The following is a 20,493-nucleotide window of genomic DNA, read 5'->3' on the forward strand; positions in this document are numbered from 1 at the left end:
AATCATGACTCTGCAGAGATCAGCCCAGCCCGCCACTCGTACGAGCCTCGTCGCTGCTGTTGGCGCGTGTGCCCTGCGCGTGTGGCGCGACCCCGGTTTCCAATCCGTGCTCCGCAAGGAAGCGTGGCAGTTCGCCGTCAACGTGTCCGCCGAGGCGCGCGCCGCCGCTCAGCGTTGAGACTTCTTTGAGATGCCGGCGATCATGCATGACGGTCCTTTCGGCGGATTGGCGAGGGGCGCCAGCATCCCCGATGTCAGGATCGGGCAGTTCCGTATGCGCAGCTGCTCTCCGACCTCAGCGGCATGTGCGCTGTTGAGGAGGTCGCGGGCGCCTCCGATCCGATCGCACCTGAGAACTCGATCCGTCCGTTGCACCCGGCCTGTCCACGGGCCAGCCTCCGGCCCCGTTATGCAATCGAGTGGCCTCGGGCCACCACGCTGACAGGAGGCGCCGCATGGATGACTGGACCTGCCCCTACCCGGACGTCGATCCACCCGAATCGCAGCCGACGCTCTTGGATCAGGACCGGCGCGCGATCGAGGACCACCACGCCCGCGCGCAGCAGGCGGAAGCCACCCGCGTCGCCGAACTCCAGCAGACCCAAGCCGTGGACGTCGTCGGCAACCAAGCCGAGGCAGACGTCCCGCGCCTGTTCGCGACGCCGCTCGGCGCCGCGCTGACCTTCTGAGCGACTGGCAACGTCATGGCAGCGGTGTACGACGACTACGGCCCGGATCGAGTCGGCTTCTTCTTCGGGTTGACCGGCCCCCGGCTGGCGGCCTTGACTCTCGCGGTCATCCCCGTGTTCGTAGCCGCCAACCAGCAACGCTGGGCCCTGGCGGCCGAGTTGGCGGCCCTGGCTGCCGTGGTGACGGTGCTTGTCGTCGTCCCCGTCCGCGGCCGATCGGCCACCGGCTGGCTACTCGCCAGCCTCAGCTTCACCGCAGGCAAGGCGTTCGGCTGGACCCAGTGGCGCAGCAAGGCCGCCACCGGGAAGGCCGAAGCCCTTGAGAACGCGGACCTCCCCGGGGTGATGACTGGCATCGAGGTCCACGACGGCAGCCCGAAGGGCCCGGCGCAGACCCGGTACGCGATCATCCAGGACCACGGCCTGCGTACCTGGGCGATGACGGCCGCGATCCGGCACCCCGGCGTCGGAATGGCCGAGGGCGACCGCCGCGACCAGTACGGACGCGGCCTCACCGAACTCCTCGACGTCGCCGCCCGGGCGTCCCTGATCAGCGACGTCGTGTTCCTGGTCCGCACCGTCCCCGACGACGGCGCCGAACGGCAGCAGTGGATCGCAACGCATCGGCGTCCCGACGGCCCCGAACTCGCCCGCCGGATGAACGACGAACTCGCCACCGCTCTGACCCGCGCCGCCGTCCGCACCGAAGCCTTCGTCTCGTTCGTGGTCCCCGAAACGCGGATCGCGAAGCAGGCCCGCGAGTTCGGCGGCGGCCTGGAGGGTCGTACCCGCGTCCTGTACGCGTTGGCCGACGAGATCGCCGCGATGCTGCGCGGCGGCATGGGCATGACCGACGTGACCTGGCTCACCTCCCCCCAGTTGGCGCTCGCGGTCCGGACCGGCTTCGCGCCCGCCGACCGGGCCGGGATCATCGACGCCCTCGCCGCCCACCAGAGCGACCCGTCGGTGTGCACCGAGGTGCCGTGGGCGATGGCCGGACCCTCCGGCGCCGACACCACCATGCGGCACTACTCCCACGACGCCTGGAACTCGATCAGCTCCACCATCAAGCTCCCCGACCGGGGCGCCTGCCTCGGCGCCCTCGCCCCGGTCCTCACCCCGTCCGAGCCGGGGGAGCGGCGCTCCTACACGGTGGTGTTCCCGATCCTTCCGTTCAGTCGCGCCGACCGGCAGACCGCCTCGGGGGAGTGGGCCGCCGACATGGGCGAAGGACTCCGCGGACGCCTCCAGATCCGGCAACGCTCCCGTGACCGCGCCAACGTCACCCGCGCCCACCGCCTCGACGCGAAACTCGCCTCCGGCCACGCCCTCACCCGCCCCTACGCGGTCGCGTGCGTCACCGTCGCCAAGACCATGCGCGTCGCCGAGTTCGGACGCCGCCTCGACGCGTCCATCCGGCGCGCCGGCTTCGCCCCCCTACGCCTCGACCTGGCCCAGGACGCCGGCTTCGCCGCCGCCACCCTGCCCCTCGGCCTCGGGCTCACCCGGAAGGCCGACGAATGAGGACGCCGCCCCGCGGCCGGTCGACCGCCCAACTGCTCGCCGACTTCGGCCACGACCTGCCCACCAAACCCGAACCCGAACGGCCCGGCAAGGAGCCCTACCTGTTCCACCCGTCGCCCCGCCACGGCCAACGGCGTCCCGGTCGGGGTTGGAGCCCATCCCGCACCCCGGTCGTCCAGTACCGGATGACCAGCGACCAGGCGGCGGCGTGGTGGCCGTTCATCGCGAACCCGCCCCTGCCGCCCACCGGCGCGCAGATCGGCATCGACGAACTGTCCGGGGGCAGCTTCTACGCCGACCCGCTCGGCTGGGTGCTCGATGACACCGTCCCGGTCACCAACCCCAACGTGATCACGTTCGGCAAGCCCGGCGGCGGCAAGTCCACCAACTCCAAGAACTTCGCCACCCTGATGATGGACTTCGGCTACAAGGTGTTCGTCCTCGGCGACCCCAAAGACGAGTACGAACCCTTGTGCCGCGCGTTCGGCGTCCAACCTTTCGCCGTCGGCCCCGGCATGAGCGCCCGGATCAACCCCCTCGACTTCGGCCCCCTCGGCGACGGGTGGGACACCCTCGACAGGGTCGAAGCGCAACGACGCGCCGGGATCATCTTCCGGCGGTGGCTCACCCTGATCCGCGGGCTGGTCGGCTCCCAGTTCGTCGGCGAGCAACGCGTCCCGTTCGGACCCACCGACGCCCGCGTCGTCGAAGCCGCCCTCGCCCAACTCACCGGCTACCTCGACGGGCACCACACCCTGCACGTCACCACCATCCCCGCACTGTGGCAGCTGCTCGCCAACCCCACCGACCAGCTCATCACCGAATGCCGCTACGCCTCCACAAGGCAGTTCCTCGACGAGACCCGCCTGCTGCGCGACGCCCTCGGCCAGCTGGTCACCGGCGCGCTGGCCGGCCTGTTCGACGCGCCCACCACCATCGCCGTGGACTGGACGGCCCCATCCAGTCGTTCTCCCTGTCCCGCCTCGAACCCCTCGGCGACGAGGCCATGGGCATCGCCCTGACCTGCCTGTCGTCGTGGGGACGCGCCATGCGCGAGATCAAGGCCCCCGGCGACCTCCGGATCAACATCCGCGACGAGATGTGGAAACAGATGCGCCTCGGCCTTGAAGCCGTCAAGAGCCTGGACGCCGACATGCGGTTCTCCCGCCGCGACGGTGAGATCCAGTTCGTCGTCGGCCACAAGCCCGGCGACATGCTCACCGTCGGCGAGTCGACCTCGGCAGCGACCGCGATCGCCAAGGAACTGTTGAACCTGGCCGACTTGAAGATCCTGCACGGGCAGGATCCCAGCGTCGCCCGCGAGCTCGCCGAGCTGCTGGAGCTCGGTCCGATCGCCGAGCACTTGATGGCCGACTGGGCCACCCAGCGCAAGGGTCGCGCCCTGTGGTGCGTCGGCAAGCAGATCTACAAGGTGCAGACGGTCCTGCACCCCGCGGCCGCCGCGTTCACCTACACCAACCAGGCCATCGACGGCGCTCGCTAGGCGTCGAAGTTCACCGGGGATGACCGAAACGAGCTCACGATGAAGGTTCTTGCCTGGGCCCTCGCACTCTCACTCGGCGCCCTGCTCACCGTCGCGCTCGCGCTGGTGTTGTTCATCACCACGCTCGCCACCCCGGCCGTCGCAGCGAACACCTGCACACCGCCCGCGTCCGCGATCGGTCTGCCGCAGCCCGGCAGCCCGCGTCAGGCGAGCCTGCACAACCCGCCCACCGAGATCCCGACAGACGTGCTGGCGCTCTACGAGGCCGCCGCGACCCGGTACGGGCTGCCCTGGACCCTGCTCGCCGGGGTCGGCATGGAAGAGACCAACCACGGCCGCAACATCGCCACCTCCAGCGCCGGCGCTCGCGGCCTGATGCAGTTCATGCCGGCGACGTTCACCGCCTACGGGGTCGACGGCAACGGTGACGGGCGGGCGGTGATCACGGACGATGCGGACAGTGCCCACTCGGCGGCCAATTACTTGGTCGCCTCGGGTGCGCTGTCGGGTGCCGAGGGCGTCCGGAAGGCGCTGTTCGCCTACAACCACGCGCTCTGGTACGTCAACGACGTCCTCTACTACGCGGCCGCATACAGCGGTGGCGACGTCGCCGAGAACCCGTGCGTCGCCGACGACACAGACGCCACCGGCACGCCCTTGACCGGCACCGGCCCGGCGACTGACGCCGTCAACGCCGCCCTCCGCTGGATCGGCACCCGCTACAGCTGGGGCGGCGGCACTCCCAGCGGACCCTCAACCGGCATCTGCTGCTCACCCGGCGGCCAGGACGGACGCGTCGTCACCGGGTTCGACTGCTCCGGGCTCGTCTTGTACGCCTACGCCCAGATCGGGGTCCGTCTGCCACACCTTGCCCACGACATCACCTACAACTCCGGCGGCCGGGTGATCCCGAGGGACTTCGCGCAGATGAGGCCGGGAGACGTGATCGGCTTCTCATACTCGCCCGGGGGCCGCGTGTTCCACGCCGGCATGTACATGGGTGACGGCCGCATGGTGAACTCCGACGGCAGCGGCGTGTCGATCGACAGCCTGACCACCGGGTACTGCAGCCGGCTCGTCTGGCGAGTGGTGAGGTTCGTCGCGTAGGCGAGTTCTCTTTGCCATCGCGCGGGCCGCGGCGGGGCATCATGCCGCCGCCGCGGCCTGATCGCGGGTGTGACAGGAAGTGTCGGGCGGGCCCGCTAGGGTCGGGGAGGAAGTGGCAGCCGTAAAAGGGCTGGCGTGTGCCGGATATCGGTGCAACGGCATGAACGGCACGGCCATGGGCTGACGAGAGCCTGACGACGACCCGAAGAGGAGGATCGATGAACGACGCAGCAGCATCGGTGGCCCCCTTGCGCTATGCGTTGTCCTTCACCACGGGCACTCTTCTCTCTCGCGAGGCCGCACTGCTTGCGCCGTTGTACGTCCAGCACCGTAAGTGGGAAACGGTCCGCCGCTTGGCTTTGGACAGCAACCTGCTGCAGGTCAGAACCCACAGCACTGGGATCCGCCTCGTTCGGGAGACGGTCAAGCGTCTTTCGGTATTGACCGACGACGAGGTGGTCCTGGTGACTGAGGTCACCGCGTCCGAGAGGAACTACCTGATGTGGGCCGCCGCCTGCCGCCGGTACGAGCTGATCGGGGAGTTCGCGGAGGAAGTCCTGCGCGAGCGGTTCCTGCTCCTGGCCCCCACGCTGGATCATCACGACTTCGATAGCTTCGTTCGGAGTAAGGCGTTGTGGCACGACGAAGTGGCAGAGATCAAAGACTCGACGTTACGGAAGTTGAGGTCGAATGTGTTCCGGATGTTGAAGGAGGCAGCGTTGCTGTCGGGGGGTGGGCGCATCATGCCCGCCGTGCTGTCGGAGCGAATCTCGGTCGCGCTGGGTTCCCACACTCCGAGCGACCTGCGATTCTTCCCGATCCGGCCGATGGCTGGAGAGGTGACGGCGCGGTGATCCCCAAGACACTGCCCGAGCAGGAGGAGCACCTGGTCGCTGTTCTCAGGGGCGATCGTTTCTTGCAGATGGAAGGCCTGGGCAATGAGGTTCCCTTCTTCATCTACCCCTATCCGCCCGAGGCGGCGCTTGAGGTGGCAGGGGCGAAGAAGCGGGTCAAGAATCGACTTCGCGCTGCCGGGGTGAAGGTCTTCGAGATCAACCTGTACGACTTGTCGGTCGAGTTGCTGAAGGGGCGGAAGGTCTGGGATCGGGTGTTGGCGGTCGAGCCCGACCAGGACAAGGCCGACTTCCGCGAACTGCTGCAGGGCATGCTCGACCCGCAGCTCCACATCGCCCCGGCGATCCGAGACCGACTGGCGCAGGAGGAGTTCGACATCTTCTTCCTCACCGGTATCGGTGAGGTGTTCCCTTACATCCGCTCCCACAACGTGCTGAACAACCTGCAGTCGGTGGTCAAGGGCAAACCGATGCTGATGTTCTTCCCGGGCCGCTATGAGCAGTCCGACACCTTGGGCTCGTCGCTGGTTTTGTTCGGCCAGCTCAAGGACGACCAGTACTACCGAGCCAAGAACATTTTGGAACAGGAGGCGTGAGCTGATGCAGCTCGACCAGATCTTCGCCAAGGACATCCAGCGCCCGATCGAGGGCGTCATCAAGGCTGATGACGCTGCGCATCTGGCCACTGAGGTCGACGAGTATGTGCTGACCAACGAGGCCGCCAAGGGGTTGGAGATCCTGCTGGAGAAGTACACCTCCTACACCAACGGCAACGGCGTGTGGATCTCCGGCTTCTTCGGCTCTGGCAAGTCGCACATGCTCAAGATGCTCGCCCACCTCTTGGGCGACGTCGAAGGGCAGGACTTCTCGCGCCAGAACGTTTCGGACAACTTCCGATCGAAGGCTCCTGACGCTTTCCTTCCGGGGCTGCTGAACAAGGCAGACCGGATCCCCGCCAAGAGCCTGCTGTTCAACATCGACCAGAAGGCCACCCTGATCAGCAAGGACCAGAACGACGCCCTGCTCAAAGTGTTCGTCAAGGTCTTCGACGAGTCTCAGGGCTACTACGGCAACCAAGGCCACGTTGCTCGCTTCGAGCGCCAGCTCGACAACCGGGGCCAGTATCAGGCCTTCCAAGACGCGTTTGCGCGCATCTCCGGCATCCCGTGGGCCCAGGGACGCGAACAGACAGCGCTCGAAGGACCGAGTATCGATCGTGCCTTCACCGAAGTCGACGGCAAGGCCCACAGCGGGGTCATCCAGCAGTACAGCGCCTCGTACTCGGTCTCGATCGAGGATTTCGCCGACCAGGTCAAGGCCTGGCTGGACAAGCAGTCAGACCCGACTTTCCGCCTGAACTTCTTCGTCGACGAGGTGGGGCAGTTCATCGGCTCAGACACCAAGCTGATGCTCAACCTGCAGACCATCGCCGAGTCGCTCAACACTAAGTGCGGCGGTCGGGCATGGGTGTTTGTGACTAGCCAGGAGGACATGGAGAAGGTCCTCGGCGACCGGACCCGCCAACAGGGCAACGACTTCTCCAAGATCCAGGCGCGGTTCAAGACCCGGCTGAAGCTGACGAGCGCCGATGTGGAGGAGGTCATTCGCAAGCGGCTGCTGGAGAAGAACGACGTCGGCGTTGGTGCGCTGTCGGTGATCTACGCCGAGCAGCACGCCAACTTCAAGACCCTGTTCAACTTCGTCGACGGCGCCAAGAGCTACCGCAACTACACCGACGAAGCCCACTTCGTCGGCACCTACCCGTTCGTCAGCTACCAGTTCCCGCTGTTCCAGGCTGCCATCGAAGGCATCTCCGACCACAACGTCTTCGAGGGGCGCAACAGCTCGGTCGGTGAGCGCTCGATGCTCGGCGTCGTCCAGCAGGTCGCCAAGGACATTGGCAACGTCGAGGTCGGCCACCTCGCCACGTTCGACAGCATGTTCGCCGGCATACGGGCCTCCTTGAAATCGGCAGCTCAGCGTTCGATCGACGTCGCCGAGCGCAACCTGGACAACCCCCTCGCGGTCAGGCTGCTCAAGGCGTTGTTCCTGGTCAAGTACGTCGAGAGCTTCCAGGCGACCCCCCGCAACCTGACGGTGCTGGTGTACGACCGCTTCGGCCTCGACCTGCCAGCGCTGTCGGAGCAGGTCAAGGAAGCACTGACCGTTCTGGAGACGCAGACGTACGTTCAGCGCAGCGGCAACACCTACGAGTACCTGACCAACGAAGAGCAGGTCATCGAGGAGGAGATCAAGAACGTCGACATCGACGGCTCCGAGGTCAGCGGTCGCCTGTTCAGGATCCTGTCCGGCGACGTCATCAAGACCAGCAAGATCCGCTACGCCAAGAACGGGCAGGACTTCCCGTTCGGCTTCAAGCTCGACGACCAGGCGCACGGCTCCCAGAAGGAGCTGTCGGTCCACTTCATCTCCCCGGAGTACCCCTACTCGCCTGAAGAGATCCGCATGCACAGCGCAGGCAAGGACGAGCTGCGCGTCATCCTCGAGCCCGATGCGCGGGTGCTGTCGGATCTGCGGCTGTTGATCAAGACCGAGAAGTACATCAAGCGCAAGCAGGGCACTTCGATCTCGGCCATCGAAGGCCAGATCCTGCAGACCAAGGGTGCGCAGAACACCGGGCGGGAGAAGGAGCTGATTGAGCGGGTCAAGGCCTCGGTGGGCAAGTCCACCCTGGTCATCAACGCCGCCGACATCACCTCCAGCTCGCTGGATGCGCTGGTCCGGGTGACCGAAGGTTTTCAGGAGCTGATCAGCCGCACCTACACCCAGCTCAAGCTGCTCGACGGCCGAACGTACAGCGAGCAGCAGGTCGCCGGGGCAGCCAACCCCGACAGCGGCCTGTTCGACGCCGCCGACGCAAGCAAGCTCTTCGCGCCGTCCGAAGAGGTGCTGTCCTTCGTCCTCCGCAAGGAATCCCTCGGCGAACAGGTCACGGTGAAGACCATCGTCGACAGCTTCACGGCCAAGCCCTACGGCTGGGACCTGGCCTCGATCGAAGTCCTGATCGCCTACCTGATCGGGACCTCCAAGGTAACTCTCACCGTGGACGGCAACCTCCTCAAGCGTTCCGAAGTCGCCACGGCGCTGCGCAACACCCAGAAGCACGCCCACGCCGTGGTGTCACCGCAGAAGACCTTCGACGAGCGCAAGGTCGCGGCCTTCCGGAAGTTCTGCACTGACTTCTTCGACGAGCCCAACGCCCCCAAGGACCCGCTGGAGTTGGCGCGCCACGGAGCCGACAAGCTGAAAGCCAAGCGCGACGAACTCAAGGCCACGATCACCAGTTCCAAGTACCCGTTCGTCAGCCAGCTCTCTGGCCCGATTGACCTGCTCGACCAAGTGGTCGGGAAGGCCAACGACTGGTACCTGACCGACTTCAACCTCGGCGATGACCTGCTCGATGCCAAAGAATCGACCATCGACCCGATTCAGGCCTTCATCAGCGGCGGCCAAAGAGCTATCTACGACGACGCCCTCGATCTGTTGACCACCCACGCTGGCAACCTCGGCTACCTGCCCTCCGGCAGCGACGCCACAGTGCGAGCCGCCCTAGACGACCCGAATGCCTTCCGGGGTAACAAGATGGCCCAGCTCAAGCAAGCCGCCGAGCAGCTGCGCACCCAGATTGACCGGGTCGTCGCTGACAACCGCGCTAGCGTCATCGAAGCGATCGAGGAACGCAAGGCCGAGATCGAGCAGAGCGCCTTCTACGCGAAGGCAACTCCCGACGCCCAGACGAGAGTGCTGCGACACGTCGACCAGACGATCGCCCGTGTCCGCACCCAGAATCAGATCGCCCTCATCCGGGAGACCGGCTCGAGCTTCGAGGAGACCGTCTACCCGAGCCTGCTTGACCAGCTGGCCGCTTCACAGCCGGGAGGGGGCGCCGGCGATGACGAGGCGCCGCCACTCCCGATACAGACGGTATCGGTCAGGACCATCTTCGCCATCGGCATCTCCGGAGTGCTGGAGACCGAGGCGGACATCGACCGCTACCTCGACGCCCTGCGCGTGGCGCTCGTGAAGACCCTCAACGACGGAAAGCGAATCTCTCTCTGATGCAAACTGCACCGCTGAAATCGTTTGCCACCTGGGCACGCACGTCGCTCATCCGCGAGGTGACAGCCCGGATTGCCGTGGTGCTGGCCCCCTCCTCAGCCGAGCGGGTGGAACAGCTACGGTCCGTGGAGGCATTGGAGAAGGCCGTCGCGGCGGCCGGTGGGGGCGACAAGGGCAGGGCTGCCGTCGCCGACAAGGTCGCCTACACGTGGTTTAACCGGATCATCGCCCTGCGCTTCATGGACGCCAACGGCTATACCAGTGTCGGTGTCGTCTCTCCGCAGGCCGGCGTCGCGACCGGACAGCCCGAGATCCTGGCCGAAGCCAAGCGAGGCAACATCGACACCGGGGTGGTCTCGGGCAAGACCCGCGAAACCGTCGCAAGTCTGCTAAACGGCACCCGACGGAGCGCCGATGCCCAAGGCGAGGCCTACGCTCTGCTGCTCGCGGACTACTGCCGCCACTGGAACCGGGCCATGCCGTTCATGTTCGAGCGCGAGGGCGACTTCACCGAGCTGCTCATCCCGGGCAACCTGCTGTCCGACGACTCGGTCCCGAGCCGAGCCGTCAAGGTCCTCACCAAGGATGTCTGCCACGACGTCGAGGTCATCGGCTGGCTCTACCAGTTCTACATCTCGGAGCGGAAGGACGAGGTCTTCGCTGGGTTCAAGAAAAGCCAGAAGGCCGGCGCCGACGAGATCCCCGCAGCCACCCAGCTCTTCACGCCCCACTGGATCGTCCGCTACCTCGTCGAGAACTCCCTCGGCCGGCTGTGGATGCTCAACCGGCCGACCTCGCACCTGGTCGACCAGATGCAGTACTACATCGCCCCGATCGACGGGGAAACCGAATCCCTCAAGATCGCCCGGCCTGAAGAACTCAAAGTCGTCGACCCAGCGTGCGGCTCGGGCCACATGCTCACCTACGCCTTCGACCTGCTCTACGCCATCTACGAAGAAGAGGGCTACGCCCCAGCCGAGATCCCCAGCCTGATCCTGACCAACAACCTCTACGGCGTCGAGATCGACGCCCGCGCTGGAGCACTGGCTGCCTTCGCCCTGACCATGAAGGCGCGCGCCAAGCAGCGCACGTTCTTCAACAAGCAGATCCAACCCAACGTCTGCGTCCTCGACCCGATCAGCTTCACCCCGGATGAGATCGACTTCTTGCTCACCCGGGACGGCGACAAGCATGAGGAGGTGTCGTTTTGGAACCAGTTCGCCGAGGCAGACACCTTCGGGTCGCTCGTCAGGCCGGACCCAACGGCGACGGTGCGACTTGCTCGCCACGCCATGGCGCTCGACGCCAGCGGGGATATCTTCAAGACAGATGTAGTTGTCCGCGCGAAGCGCGTCGTGGTTCAAGCGCGGTACCTCACACCTCGCTACGCCGTGGTTGTCGCGAACCCTCCGTACATGCAGTCTGACAATATGAATGAAGCATTGCGGGAAATGGCGCAGTCCAGCTATCCTGACACTAAAGCCGATCTCTTCGCAATGTTCATCGAGCGAAATCGCGCACTGGCGCTACCTAATGCGGTAATCGGCATGATCACGATGAACTCTTGGTTGTACTTGAAGTCGTTTGAGTCCCTTAGGCGCGCCATCTTGTTCAAGAGTCGACTTCTCTCGCTTGTTGATCTAGGCACCGGGGCTTTCCCGACGATCCCTGGCCAAGTCGTCGCAGCCGCAGCATTTCTCATGGCGAACACTGGGAATTCGGGTGGTGCAGCGGTTTTCGTTGATGGCACCTCGGCAGGGAGTTCATGGGCCAAGGAGCGATTGCTTCTCGATGCGGTGGCAGGCGTCGACCTCTCACATCGGGCACATCTATCCCCGAGTATCTTCAGCGCGGTCCCTGGAGCGCAAGTGCTCCTTTCCATAGACGCAAATATGCTGAGACAGTTCGCCGAATGGGCCAAGGTAGGCGACTATTTCGAGCCGCGAGCAGGCATATCGACCGGACGGAATAGTGAGTTCATTCGTCTGTGGTTCGAGGTCTGCCGATCGGACATATCCACGACGGTTCCCCCGACTGGCCGGTGGAAGCTGCACAACAAGGGCGGCGGGGGCGAGCGCCGTTGGTACGGCAATCTGGATTACGTCCTTCGATATGACGATCATTCCGTCGAGCAGATGCAGACGCTTCCTGGCTTCCGCCATGATGGCAAGGAGCGCTATTTCCAGCCGCATGTCGGCTGGTCCAAGGTGTCGACCAAGTCGCCTGCCTTCCGATTCTATCCCGGAGGTATGACTTTCGATTCTGGAGGGCTAGGGCTGTTCGCGCGGTCCGAGGAAGACCTGTATCGAGTGCTCCTCTACCTCAACTCTCGATTGGCACGAACACTGATTGAGGCGGTCAGTCCAACGCTGAACTTGAGTCCAGGTCAACTAGAAGCTCTTCCGCTCCCCCCGCTGGATGCCGTTCCAGCTGACTCAGTTAGGGACGTGGTGGACAGCGTTCGGCGGATGTGGGAATGGAACGAAGAAGCGTGGGGGTTTTCTCGGCTGCGGCTGTTGGAGGAGCCGGGAACACTGAGAGATCGCGTCGAAACGGCGGGCCGAGCCGAGACCGCACTCGCCGAGGGTGTACTCGCGAGGATTCGGTCTCTTGAGATTGGCGCTGGATGGGGCGCAGAGGAAGGCCCGGACGTTCCATCACGTGTGTCCGGCAGGACAGCCAGAAGCATCGTCGGCGACCTGGTTTCCTACGCGGTCGGCTGTATCTTCGGCCGCTTCGCTCTTGATGAGCCGGGGCTCATTCTGGCCGACCAGGGGGCAACGGTGCAGGACTACCTGGCCAAGGTGCCGAACCCGACGTTCGCGCCCGACAAGGACAATGTCATCCCTATCGTGGATGGCGACTGGTTCGAAGACGACGTGGTTGCGCGCTTCCGCACGTTCCTGCGGGTGGCTTTCGGGGAGCAGCACTTCGAGGAGAACCTGCGCTTCGTCACTGCGTCCCTTGGTGTGCGGGACGTCCGCGACTACTTCGTGAAGTCGTTCTACAAGGACCACGTTCAGCGGTATAGGAAGCGCCCGATCTACTGGCTGTTCTCCAGCCCCAAGGGTTCGTTCAACGCCCTGATCTACATGCACCGCTACACGCCGTCCACGGTATCGACGGTTCTCAACGAGTATCTGCGGGAGTTCATGGCCAAGCTCTCCTCGAGTCTGCAGCAGCAGGAGCGCCTTGCGGTTGGCGGTGGGACGCCGCGTCAGCAGGCGGCCGCGCAGAAGGAGGCCGATCGGCTCCGCAAGGTGCTGCTGGAGCTCGAGGAGTACGAGCACGACGTGCTGTACCCGCTTGCCTCTCGTCAGCTCGCCATCGATCTCGACGACGGCGTCAAGGCGAACTACCCCAAGTTCGGTGCCGCCCTGAAGAAGATCCCCGGACTTGAGGCCGCTGATGAGTGACGTCGCTGCCGTCCGTCCGCACCTACTGCGCTGGTTCGACAGCCGCCGGGTGGTCTTCTGGCATGACCCGGAGGGCCAGTACGCGGCAGATCTCGACAGCCTCGACCTGCCGGGGATCCAGACGATTCGTGTCGCCAACGATGAGTTCGCCGTCAAGAACCGGTTGTTGCACGACGAGCCAGAGACGAAGTTCCTGGTCTATCGCTCAGGTCAGGTGCCCAGCGGCATCGGGGATTGGCTGCTCGATCTGGAGCTGGCCTACGGGGTCTTCACAGCCGACCGCACCGCACTCGTCGCGCAGGGTCTGGGCCTGGTCGGCGAGGGCATCGACGAGGTCGTGCACGCACACGAGAAGTTCTTCAACGCCGCCAAGCGCGTCCAGAGCCTGAAGGCACTGCTCAGCCCGGACGACGACGCTGCTCGACTGCGTGCCAAGATCAGCGCCGTGGTGCTCGGCCAGCGGGAGCACAGCCTGCTGGAGATCACGCGCACCCTCTTGACCGAGAACGCCAAGGGGTCGCACGCCAAGTACGACGCCCTCGCCGACTACGGCCTCGACGGCTTCTACTGGCAGGGCGTGGCCCACATCTACGGCTACGAATCGCCCACCCCGAGCATTGACGACCTGGTGTTATGGATCTTCCAGCGAGCACTGGAGGGCTTCAAGTCGGACCGCCCGGGCGGGCTGCAGAACATCCAACTCGATTTCGCGAGCCTGCGAAACGACCGGCGCAGCCAGGAAGCCATGTCCACGCTCGCCAAGCGGGCCGCCAGGGACTTGGACTACAAGTCGAAGATCGAGGACGCCAGCTTCCGCGAACTCCTCAGTGTCGACCTGTTCGAAGAGACCGACCAGAAGATCATCAGTGACCTGGCGCGCGCGGTGGCCGGGCAGACCGTCACGCCGCGCGAGGTGGCCGAGGTGGTCCGGGCACGGCAGAGCAGTGTCTGGATCGACAACTATCGACGGCTCTACACAGCCGTGGCGAGTGCTTCGGAGCTGCTGGGCGAGCTGGCCGCGCTGAACTTGGCCATGCAGTCCTTCGACACCGGTCTGGAGCGCTACCGACGCGAGTGGTTCCGCATCGACCAGCTCTACCGCCAGTTCGTCGTCGCTGCCCGGACAGCTGAATACCCCAAGCCCCTGGAATCGCTGCATGAGCAGGTCGAGAAGCGCTACACCAACAAGTACGTCTACGAGCTGGGCAACGCCTGGCAGCAGCAGGTCGACCAGGTCGAGACGTGGCGCTCGACCGCGCTGCGCTCCCAGACCGACTTCTACGTCCGCTACGTGGAACCGCTGGTGCGCGACGGTGACAAGAAGGCCGTCGTCATCGTCTCCGACGCCATGCGCTACGAGGTGGCCGACGAACTCGGCTCGCTGATCAGGCAGGAAGATCGCTTCGACGCGACCTTGGAGGCCGTCCTGGGGGTGCTGCCCAGCTACACCCAGCTCGGTATGGCCGCCCTGTTGCCGCACTCGACGCTCAAGCACTCAGCAGACGCCAAGACGGTGCTGGCCGACGACCAGCCGACCTACAACACCACTCTCCGGAGCAAGATCCTGGAGGCGGTCGGTGGGTCAGCGATCCAGGCCGAGGACTTCAAGGCCCTAACCGCCGACGAACGGCGCGAGCTGTACAAGGCCAACCGGGTCCTGTACGTCTACCACAACCGAATCGACGCCACCGGGGACAAGCTCGGCACCGAGCGCCAGGTGTTCGAGGCTGTGGAGGACACGCTGCGCGACCTCGTCGACCTGGTGAAGAAGCTGGCCGGCGCCAACGCCACCAACATCTTCATCACGGCCGACCACGGATTCCTGTTCCAGGACGAGGCGCTGGCCGACCCCTTCTTCCTGTCTACCAAGCCCCAGGGAGACGACCTCAAGTACGTCAATAAGCGCTTCGTGCTGGGCAACGGCCTCAAGGTTGATCCCGCCTTCGCCACCTTCAAGGCTGCCCAGCTCGGGCTGGACAGCGCGCTGGAAGTGCAGATTCCCAAGTCGATCCATCGCCTGCGGATGGCCGGAAGTGGCTCGCGCTTCGTTCATGGGGGGGCGACCTTGCAGGAGATCGTCGTCCCGGTGCTGGCGGTCAACAAGAAGCGCAGGAGCGACGTCAGGCCGGTGAATGTGAAGATCCTCCCGGAGTCGGACAAGATCACGACCGGGCAGGTCGTCGTCCGCTTGTTCCAGTCAGAACCTGTCAGCGACAAGGTCCAGCCACGCTCCCTCCGAGCGGGGCTCTATGCGGGGGAAACGCTGCTCTCGAACCTCGTCAGCCTAACCTTCGACGAGATGTCAGCCGACGCACGTGACCGCTACCAGAGTCCGCGGATGCTGCTCAGCCAAGACGCCAACGATTACAACAACCGGGCTGTCGAGTTCCGGCTGGAGGAGCGTATCCCCAATACGAATCAGTGGCGCGTCTATGAGAAGGCCATCTACACGCTGAAGCGTTCCTTCACGTCAGACTTCGACTTCTGAGGAGAGGCGAGATGAGCGAAATCCAGAACGAGCCCCACAACGCCGGCGAGCCGCCCCAGAGCGACCTTGACTACAAGATCAACCTCCTCTTCGGTGGGGTGGTCGTTCGCAAGGACTTGGTCAAGGCTGTCAAGGGCAACGCCATCGTGCCGTCCTACGTCCTGGAGTACCTGCTGGGCCAATACGCCGCCTCGGACGACGAAGCCACCATCCAGGCCGGCATCGACGCCGTCCGGCAGATCCTCGCCGAGCACTACGTCCACCGCAGCGAGTCCGAGCTGGTCAAGTCCAAGATCAAGGAACGCGGCCGCCACCGGATCATCGACAAGGTCACGGTCACCCTCAACGAGAAGGCGGACGTCTACGAGGCCGAGTTCGCCAACCTCGGCATCAAGGGCGTCATCGTCGACTCGCCAATCATCACGGCCCACCCCAAGCTGCTGGTGGGCGGGGTGTGGTGCATCTGTGACATCGAGTACTTCCACACCGACGACCAGCGGGTCGTGCCCTGGATCCTGGGCTCGATCAAGCCCATCCAGCTCTCGCGATTCGACGTCGACCAATACCTGGAGTCCCGACGCGGGTTCACGACCGACGAGTGGATCGACCTGCTCATGCAGTCGATCGGCTTCAACCCCGAGATGTTCAGCAGGCGCGGGAAGTTCTTCCAGCTCGTGCGCCTCATCCCGTTCGTCGAACGGAACTACAACCTGGTTGAGCTCGGCCCCAAGGGCACTGGCAAGTCCCACATCTTCTCCGAGTTCTCACCCCACGGGATGCTGATCTCCGGCGGGGAGGTCACCGTCCCGAAGCTCTTCGTCAACAACGCCAACGGACGCATCGGCCTCGTCGGCTACTGGGATGTGGTGGCGTTCGACGAGTTCGCCGGCAAGAAGAAGCGCACCGACCGGGCACTCGTCGACATCATGAAGAACTACATGGCGAACAAGTCCTTCTCCCGGGGTATCGAGACCCTGGGCGCGGAGGCGTCCATGGTGTTCGTCGGCAACACCTCACACACCGTGCCCTACATGCTCAAGAACTCCGACCTGTTCGACGAGCTGCCCGAGGCCTATCACGACCCGGCCTACCTGGACCGTCTGCACCACTACATCCCCGGGTGGGAAGTCGACATCATCCGCGGCGAGATGTTCTCCAACGGCTACGGGTTCGTCGTCGACTACATCGCCGAAGTCCTCAAGTCCATGCGCTCCCAGGACTACTCCGACCGCTACCAGCAGCACTTCACACTGTCGCCCGACATCTCCACCCGAGACCGCGACGGCATCCACAAGACGTTCTCTGGCTTGATGAAGATCCTCTACCCCGACGGCCGCGCCAGCAGCGAGGAGATCGAGGAGATCCTCCGGTTCGCCATCGAGGGTCGCAAGCGCGTCAAGGACCAGATCCTTCGCATCGACTCCACGATGCCCGAGGTCAAGTTCGGCTACCTCGACAAGGAGGGCTCATGGCACAGCGTCGCCACTCTCGAGGAAGACGAGTATCCGACCTACTACCACCGAGGGCGCAAGGAGGAGATTGAGCCGGCCGAGACTCCCACCGATACCGACCCGCTTGGCGGTGCCCCAACCCCAACTGGTGAAACGTCGACGCAAAAGAGTGCCGCGCCCGTGCTGGCCCCCGAGCTCTTCCAAGGGCACCGGGAGTATCACGAGGGTCAGCGGGGCGTTTCGTACGGTGAGCTGCTTGTCCCGCATCTCCGTGGCGCCTCGCAGATCAGGATCGTCGACCCTTATGTGAGGCTGTTCCACCAGGCCAGGAACCTGATGGAGCTCGTCGAGGGCATCGCCCGTGGCAAGGATCCGGCGGACGAGGTCACGCTGAAGCTGGTGACGGTCGAGTTTCAGGATGACCCAGTCAAGCGTCAGAAGCAGTACGAGTACCTCCTCCAGATCCAGAAGAGCGCCGGCGTGCTGGGGATTGTCCTTGAAGTCGAGTTCGCCGAGCCCCAGGTCATCCACGATCGCTCGATCACGACCGACACGGGTTGGAAGATCCTGCTCGGCCGCGGCCTGGACATCTTCCAGCGCATGTCCGACAGCCCGTTCGACCTCGCCACCAAGTACCAGAAGTACCGCGAGGTCAAAGCCTTCGGCATCACCTACATCCGGGAATCAGTGGCAGAGCGCTCCGACGCCGGTGACGGCTCGGCGCCTGACGCGTGACGGGTTCACGACACGCGACATGATCGCGGCTCTGTCCCCGAGTGTGTCCCCGGCTCCGTTAGGTAGGTGGACGCGAAGGAGACGTGATGCAGAGGGAGCGTGTGCAGGACCAGTACCCATGGACGTGGGAGCTCCCGCTGGCCGTCGTGTGCGCGGTGCTCGTAGTGGGGGTCGCAGTGTGCCAGGTCGGTCGGTCGCTAGCGAACTGGTTCGCCGGCGCTGGCTGGCTCTGGCCACCCCCGGACAAGCTGGGGACCAGCATCCCGGCCCTGCTGGCCGGGGATGCCGCAGCCGGACTGTCCGGCGTCCAACATGCTGCCAGTGCGGCTGCCTTGTGGGGGTGGTTGAGCGTCGTCGGCCTGCTCACGGTCACGGTGTCCACCCTCGCCTGCGTTTGGGCGTGGCGCCAGTGGGGGCCAGGGCGGATGCGCGGCATGGCGACGGTCACCGAAGCCCACGAGCTCCTCGGTGAGGATCGGCTGTGGAAGGTGCGACACGTGGTGCGTCCGGACCTGTACCCCGCAGGCAGGAAGGCCAACCGATGAACGCCGCTCAAGCCGTCGAGCCCCGAACCAACCGGGCCAAGCGCTTCGATCCCGCCCAGGTGGGCTGGCGCATCGGAGCCGGTCACCAGCCGAGGTCCGGTGAGCTGTGGTGCCCTTGGGACCGGACCGCGGGCGTCATCGGCCCCCAAGGTTCCGGCAAGACGCTCGACCTGCTGACGCCGGCGCTCATCAGCGCCCCTGGCGCTGCAATGGTCACGCTCACCAAACCCGACGATCTGCTCTTGTCGTTGCCTGAGCGCTCCAAGGGCGGCCGGCCCTGCGTGGTGCTGGATCCGTTCGGTCTCGTCCCCGGCTTGCCCGAGCTGGTGTGGGACCCGATCGCCGGGTGTGTCGACCGCATGGTGTCGGAACGCCGCGCTAAGGCGTTCACGGCAGGGACCATCCATGGGACGAGCCACGGGTCTGGGGACGCCGCAGCGCGGTTCTACGCCGCCGAAGCCGCGAAGGTGCTGATGGCGTACTTCCACGCAGCCGCGCTTACCGGCAAGACCCTGGATGACCTGCTGGGGTGGGTGGCCAAACCGTTATCGACTTCGCAGCCCGAGGAGATCCTGCGCCGCCACCCTCACTCCGATCCCTTGTGGGCCGGGCTCCTGCAGGGGGCGCTGCGCGGTGATGAACGCACGAGCGCGAACACCATCACAACCGTCCAACAGGCCATGTCGCTGTTCTTCCAGGACGACATCCGGCGCCGTTGCGTGCCGACGGAGGGGCGACCGGCCTCCAACGTCGCCGAGGTGCTTCGCAACCGGGGGACCATCTACCTACTCGGTCGCGAGGACCCGTACGCGTCGGCGTCCCCATTGATGACCGCCGTCGCCGAGCATGTCCTCGATACCGCAATCCAGCAGGCAAACGGCAGCCAGTTCGGACGCTTGTGCCCGCCCATGCTGGCTTGCCTGGACGAGTTGCCCTCCACGGCGCCGCTGCCCACGCTCCGGACGCGGATGGCGAACGAGCGGGCCCTCGGCCTGTCCTTCATCTACGCGGCGCAGACGTTCCGGCAGTTGGCGGCGATCTTCGGCGAGCAGGAGGCGCGCGCCCTGGTGGGGCTCACCAACGTGCTGGTGTGGTTCGGCGGCTCGAAGGACGTGTCGTTCAACCAGGAGGTCTCCGACCTGGTCGGACGCGTCCGGGTGCCCCGGTCGTCGTGGCAGATAGGTGGCGGACGCGGCCGCACGATCCACTCCGAGGAGATCCCGATCTTGCGTCCCGAAGAGCTACGGCAGTTGCCCGACAAGCAGGCGCTGGTGATCGCGGAGAACGCCCGACCGATCATCGCCCGGCTGCATCGGTGCATCGAGGGACGCGATGGCCGACGGCTACTGGCCCAACAGCGAGCGCTTCGGGAGGAGCTTGCTGCGGGACGTGACGGGGGTCGTGACGTGGAGGCCCGTACCGCCGCCGCCCTCATGGAAGCGCAACGTCATGGCTGGTGAACAGGCGACCCACGCTCGCCCGCTCGTGGTGGGCTTCCCGGCGCCGGGCAGTCGGGTCCAGAAGGCCTACCACGATCTGTGGGAAGCCCAGAACGGCAGCGAGGAGCGCAAGAAGAAGCTCGGCAACCCCGCCAACCTGCCGCGTCCATGGGCCCCGGCGACCTGTCTTGATCGTGGGCTGCGGTGGGAGGTGTGGATTTGGCTCGACCAGGTGGCGGAGTGGATCAACACGGAGTACGTGTGGGAGGCCTCGGGAGGCGCGTGCATCCCGCACTGTTGGCCGCTGCATCCGCACCTCGTCCACGAGCTGGCCGTGGTGGCCGACCAGCGCCGCCGCGCTGGCCACGCGCCGACGTCGGACGTCCTCGAGAACTGGCACCGCTACGTCCTGCCCGGCTTCATTGACCGGATGCGGCAGCGCCTCAAGCAGTCCTGCGACGACGACCACCAGACCTGGCCCAGCCGCAGCCGCTACACCCGCCACACGAGCGAAGAGGCGTCTGCCCAGCGACTCCGAGCGTTCGAGGTTGACCTGTTCGCACTCGCCCATGACGAGGACGTTCGGTCCACCCCGCACCAACTCACCCTTCTGGACGGCGGTGACCTGATCGACCCGTCCACCGGTGAGGTCCTCTAGCCT

The 20,493-nt window shown here is 65.3% G+C and carries 15 protein-coding genes; all 15 read left to right on the forward strand.

The window, feature by feature from the left end; genetic code table 11:
* The first annotated feature begins 4 nt into the window (after window positions 1-4).
* The 15 genes from IFY26_RS02440 to IFY26_RS02510 all read left to right on the forward strand — a co-directional run bounded on the left by IFY26_RS02440 (window position 5) and on the right by IFY26_RS02510 (window position 20,490).
* Window positions 5-178, forward strand: a complete 174-nt coding sequence (locus IFY26_RS02440; protein ID WP_232547408.1) for a hypothetical protein — start codon at window positions 5-7, stop codon at window positions 176-178.
* A gap of 277 nt (window positions 179-455) precedes the next feature.
* Window positions 456-689 (forward strand): hypothetical protein, encoded by a 234-nt coding sequence (locus IFY26_RS02445; RefSeq protein ID WP_232547409.1) that lies wholly within the window; start codon window positions 456-458, stop codon window positions 687-689.
* A gap of 15 nt (window positions 690-704) precedes the next feature.
* Window positions 705-2,213, forward strand: coding sequence for an SCO6880 family protein (locus IFY26_RS02450; RefSeq protein ID WP_232547410.1), 1,509 nt, complete (start codon window positions 705-707; stop codon window positions 2,211-2,213).
* Complete coding sequence (locus IFY26_RS02455) at window positions 2,210-3,235, forward strand: hypothetical protein (protein ID WP_232547411.1); 1,026 nt, start codon at window positions 2,210-2,212, stop codon at window positions 3,233-3,235. The genes IFY26_RS02450 and IFY26_RS02455 overlap by 4 nt, the downstream gene beginning before the upstream one ends.
* The gene (locus IFY26_RS02460; protein WP_232547412.1) at window positions 3,220-3,717 is read left to right on the forward strand and encodes a hypothetical protein; all 498 of its coding nucleotides are present in this window, start codon (window positions 3,220-3,222) and stop codon (window positions 3,715-3,717) included. Before IFY26_RS02455 ends, IFY26_RS02460 begins: the two co-directional genes overlap by 16 nt.
* Before the next feature lie 39 nt (window positions 3,718-3,756).
* Window positions 3,757-4,824, forward strand: a complete 1,068-nt coding sequence (locus IFY26_RS02465) for a C40 family peptidase (protein ID WP_232547413.1) — start codon at window positions 3,757-3,759, stop codon at window positions 4,822-4,824.
* 218 nt (window positions 4,825-5,042) lie between these two features.
* Window positions 5,043-5,678 (forward strand): DUF1819 family protein, encoded by a 636-nt coding sequence (locus tag IFY26_RS02470; protein WP_232547414.1) that lies wholly within the window; start codon window positions 5,043-5,045, stop codon window positions 5,676-5,678.
* Window positions 5,675-6,274: a DUF1788 domain-containing protein gene (locus IFY26_RS02475; protein ID WP_232547415.1), complete on the forward strand. Its 600-nt coding sequence runs from the start codon at window positions 5,675-5,677 to the stop codon at window positions 6,272-6,274. Before IFY26_RS02470 ends, IFY26_RS02475 begins: the two co-directional genes overlap by 4 nt.
* Before the next feature lie 4 nt (window positions 6,275-6,278).
* On the forward strand, window positions 6,279-9,758 hold the full coding sequence (brxC, locus tag IFY26_RS02480; RefSeq protein WP_232547416.1) for a BREX system P-loop protein BrxC: 3,480 nt from the start codon (window positions 6,279-6,281) through the stop codon (window positions 9,756-9,758).
* Window positions 9,758-13,174, forward strand: coding sequence for a BREX-1 system adenine-specific DNA-methyltransferase PglX (pglX, locus tag IFY26_RS02485; RefSeq protein ID WP_232547417.1), 3,417 nt, complete (start codon window positions 9,758-9,760; stop codon window positions 13,172-13,174). The genes brxC and pglX overlap by 1 nt, the downstream gene beginning before the upstream one ends.
* The gene (gene pglZ, locus IFY26_RS02490; protein WP_232547418.1) at window positions 13,155-15,662 is read left to right on the forward strand and encodes a BREX-1 system phosphatase PglZ type A; all 2,508 of its coding nucleotides are present in this window, start codon (window positions 13,155-13,157) and stop codon (window positions 15,660-15,662) included. The genes pglX and pglZ overlap by 20 nt, the downstream gene beginning before the upstream one ends.
* Before the next feature lie 11 nt (window positions 15,663-15,673).
* Entirely contained in the window at window positions 15,674-17,848 is a 2,175-nt protein-coding gene (gene brxL, locus IFY26_RS02495; protein ID WP_232547419.1) for a BREX system Lon protease-like protein BrxL, read from the forward strand.
* A gap of 86 nt (window positions 17,849-17,934) precedes the next feature.
* A complete protein-coding gene (locus IFY26_RS02500) occupies window positions 17,935-18,393 on the forward strand; it encodes a hypothetical protein (RefSeq protein WP_232547420.1) in 459 nt (152 codons plus the stop codon).
* Window positions 18,390-19,853: a type IV secretory system conjugative DNA transfer family protein gene (locus tag IFY26_RS02505; RefSeq protein ID WP_232547421.1), complete on the forward strand. Its 1,464-nt coding sequence runs from the start codon at window positions 18,390-18,392 to the stop codon at window positions 19,851-19,853. Before IFY26_RS02500 ends, IFY26_RS02505 begins: the two co-directional genes overlap by 4 nt.
* On the forward strand, window positions 19,843-20,490 hold the full coding sequence (locus tag IFY26_RS02510) for a hypothetical protein (RefSeq protein ID WP_232547422.1): 648 nt from the start codon (window positions 19,843-19,845) through the stop codon (window positions 20,488-20,490). The genes IFY26_RS02505 and IFY26_RS02510 overlap by 11 nt, the downstream gene beginning before the upstream one ends.
* Window positions 20,491-20,493 lie beyond the last annotated feature (3 nt).

The sequence above is a fragment of the Propioniciclava soli genome (assembly GCF_014858005.1).
Taxonomy (GTDB): Bacteria; Actinomycetota; Actinomycetes; order Propionibacteriales; family Propionibacteriaceae; genus Propioniciclava; species Propioniciclava soli.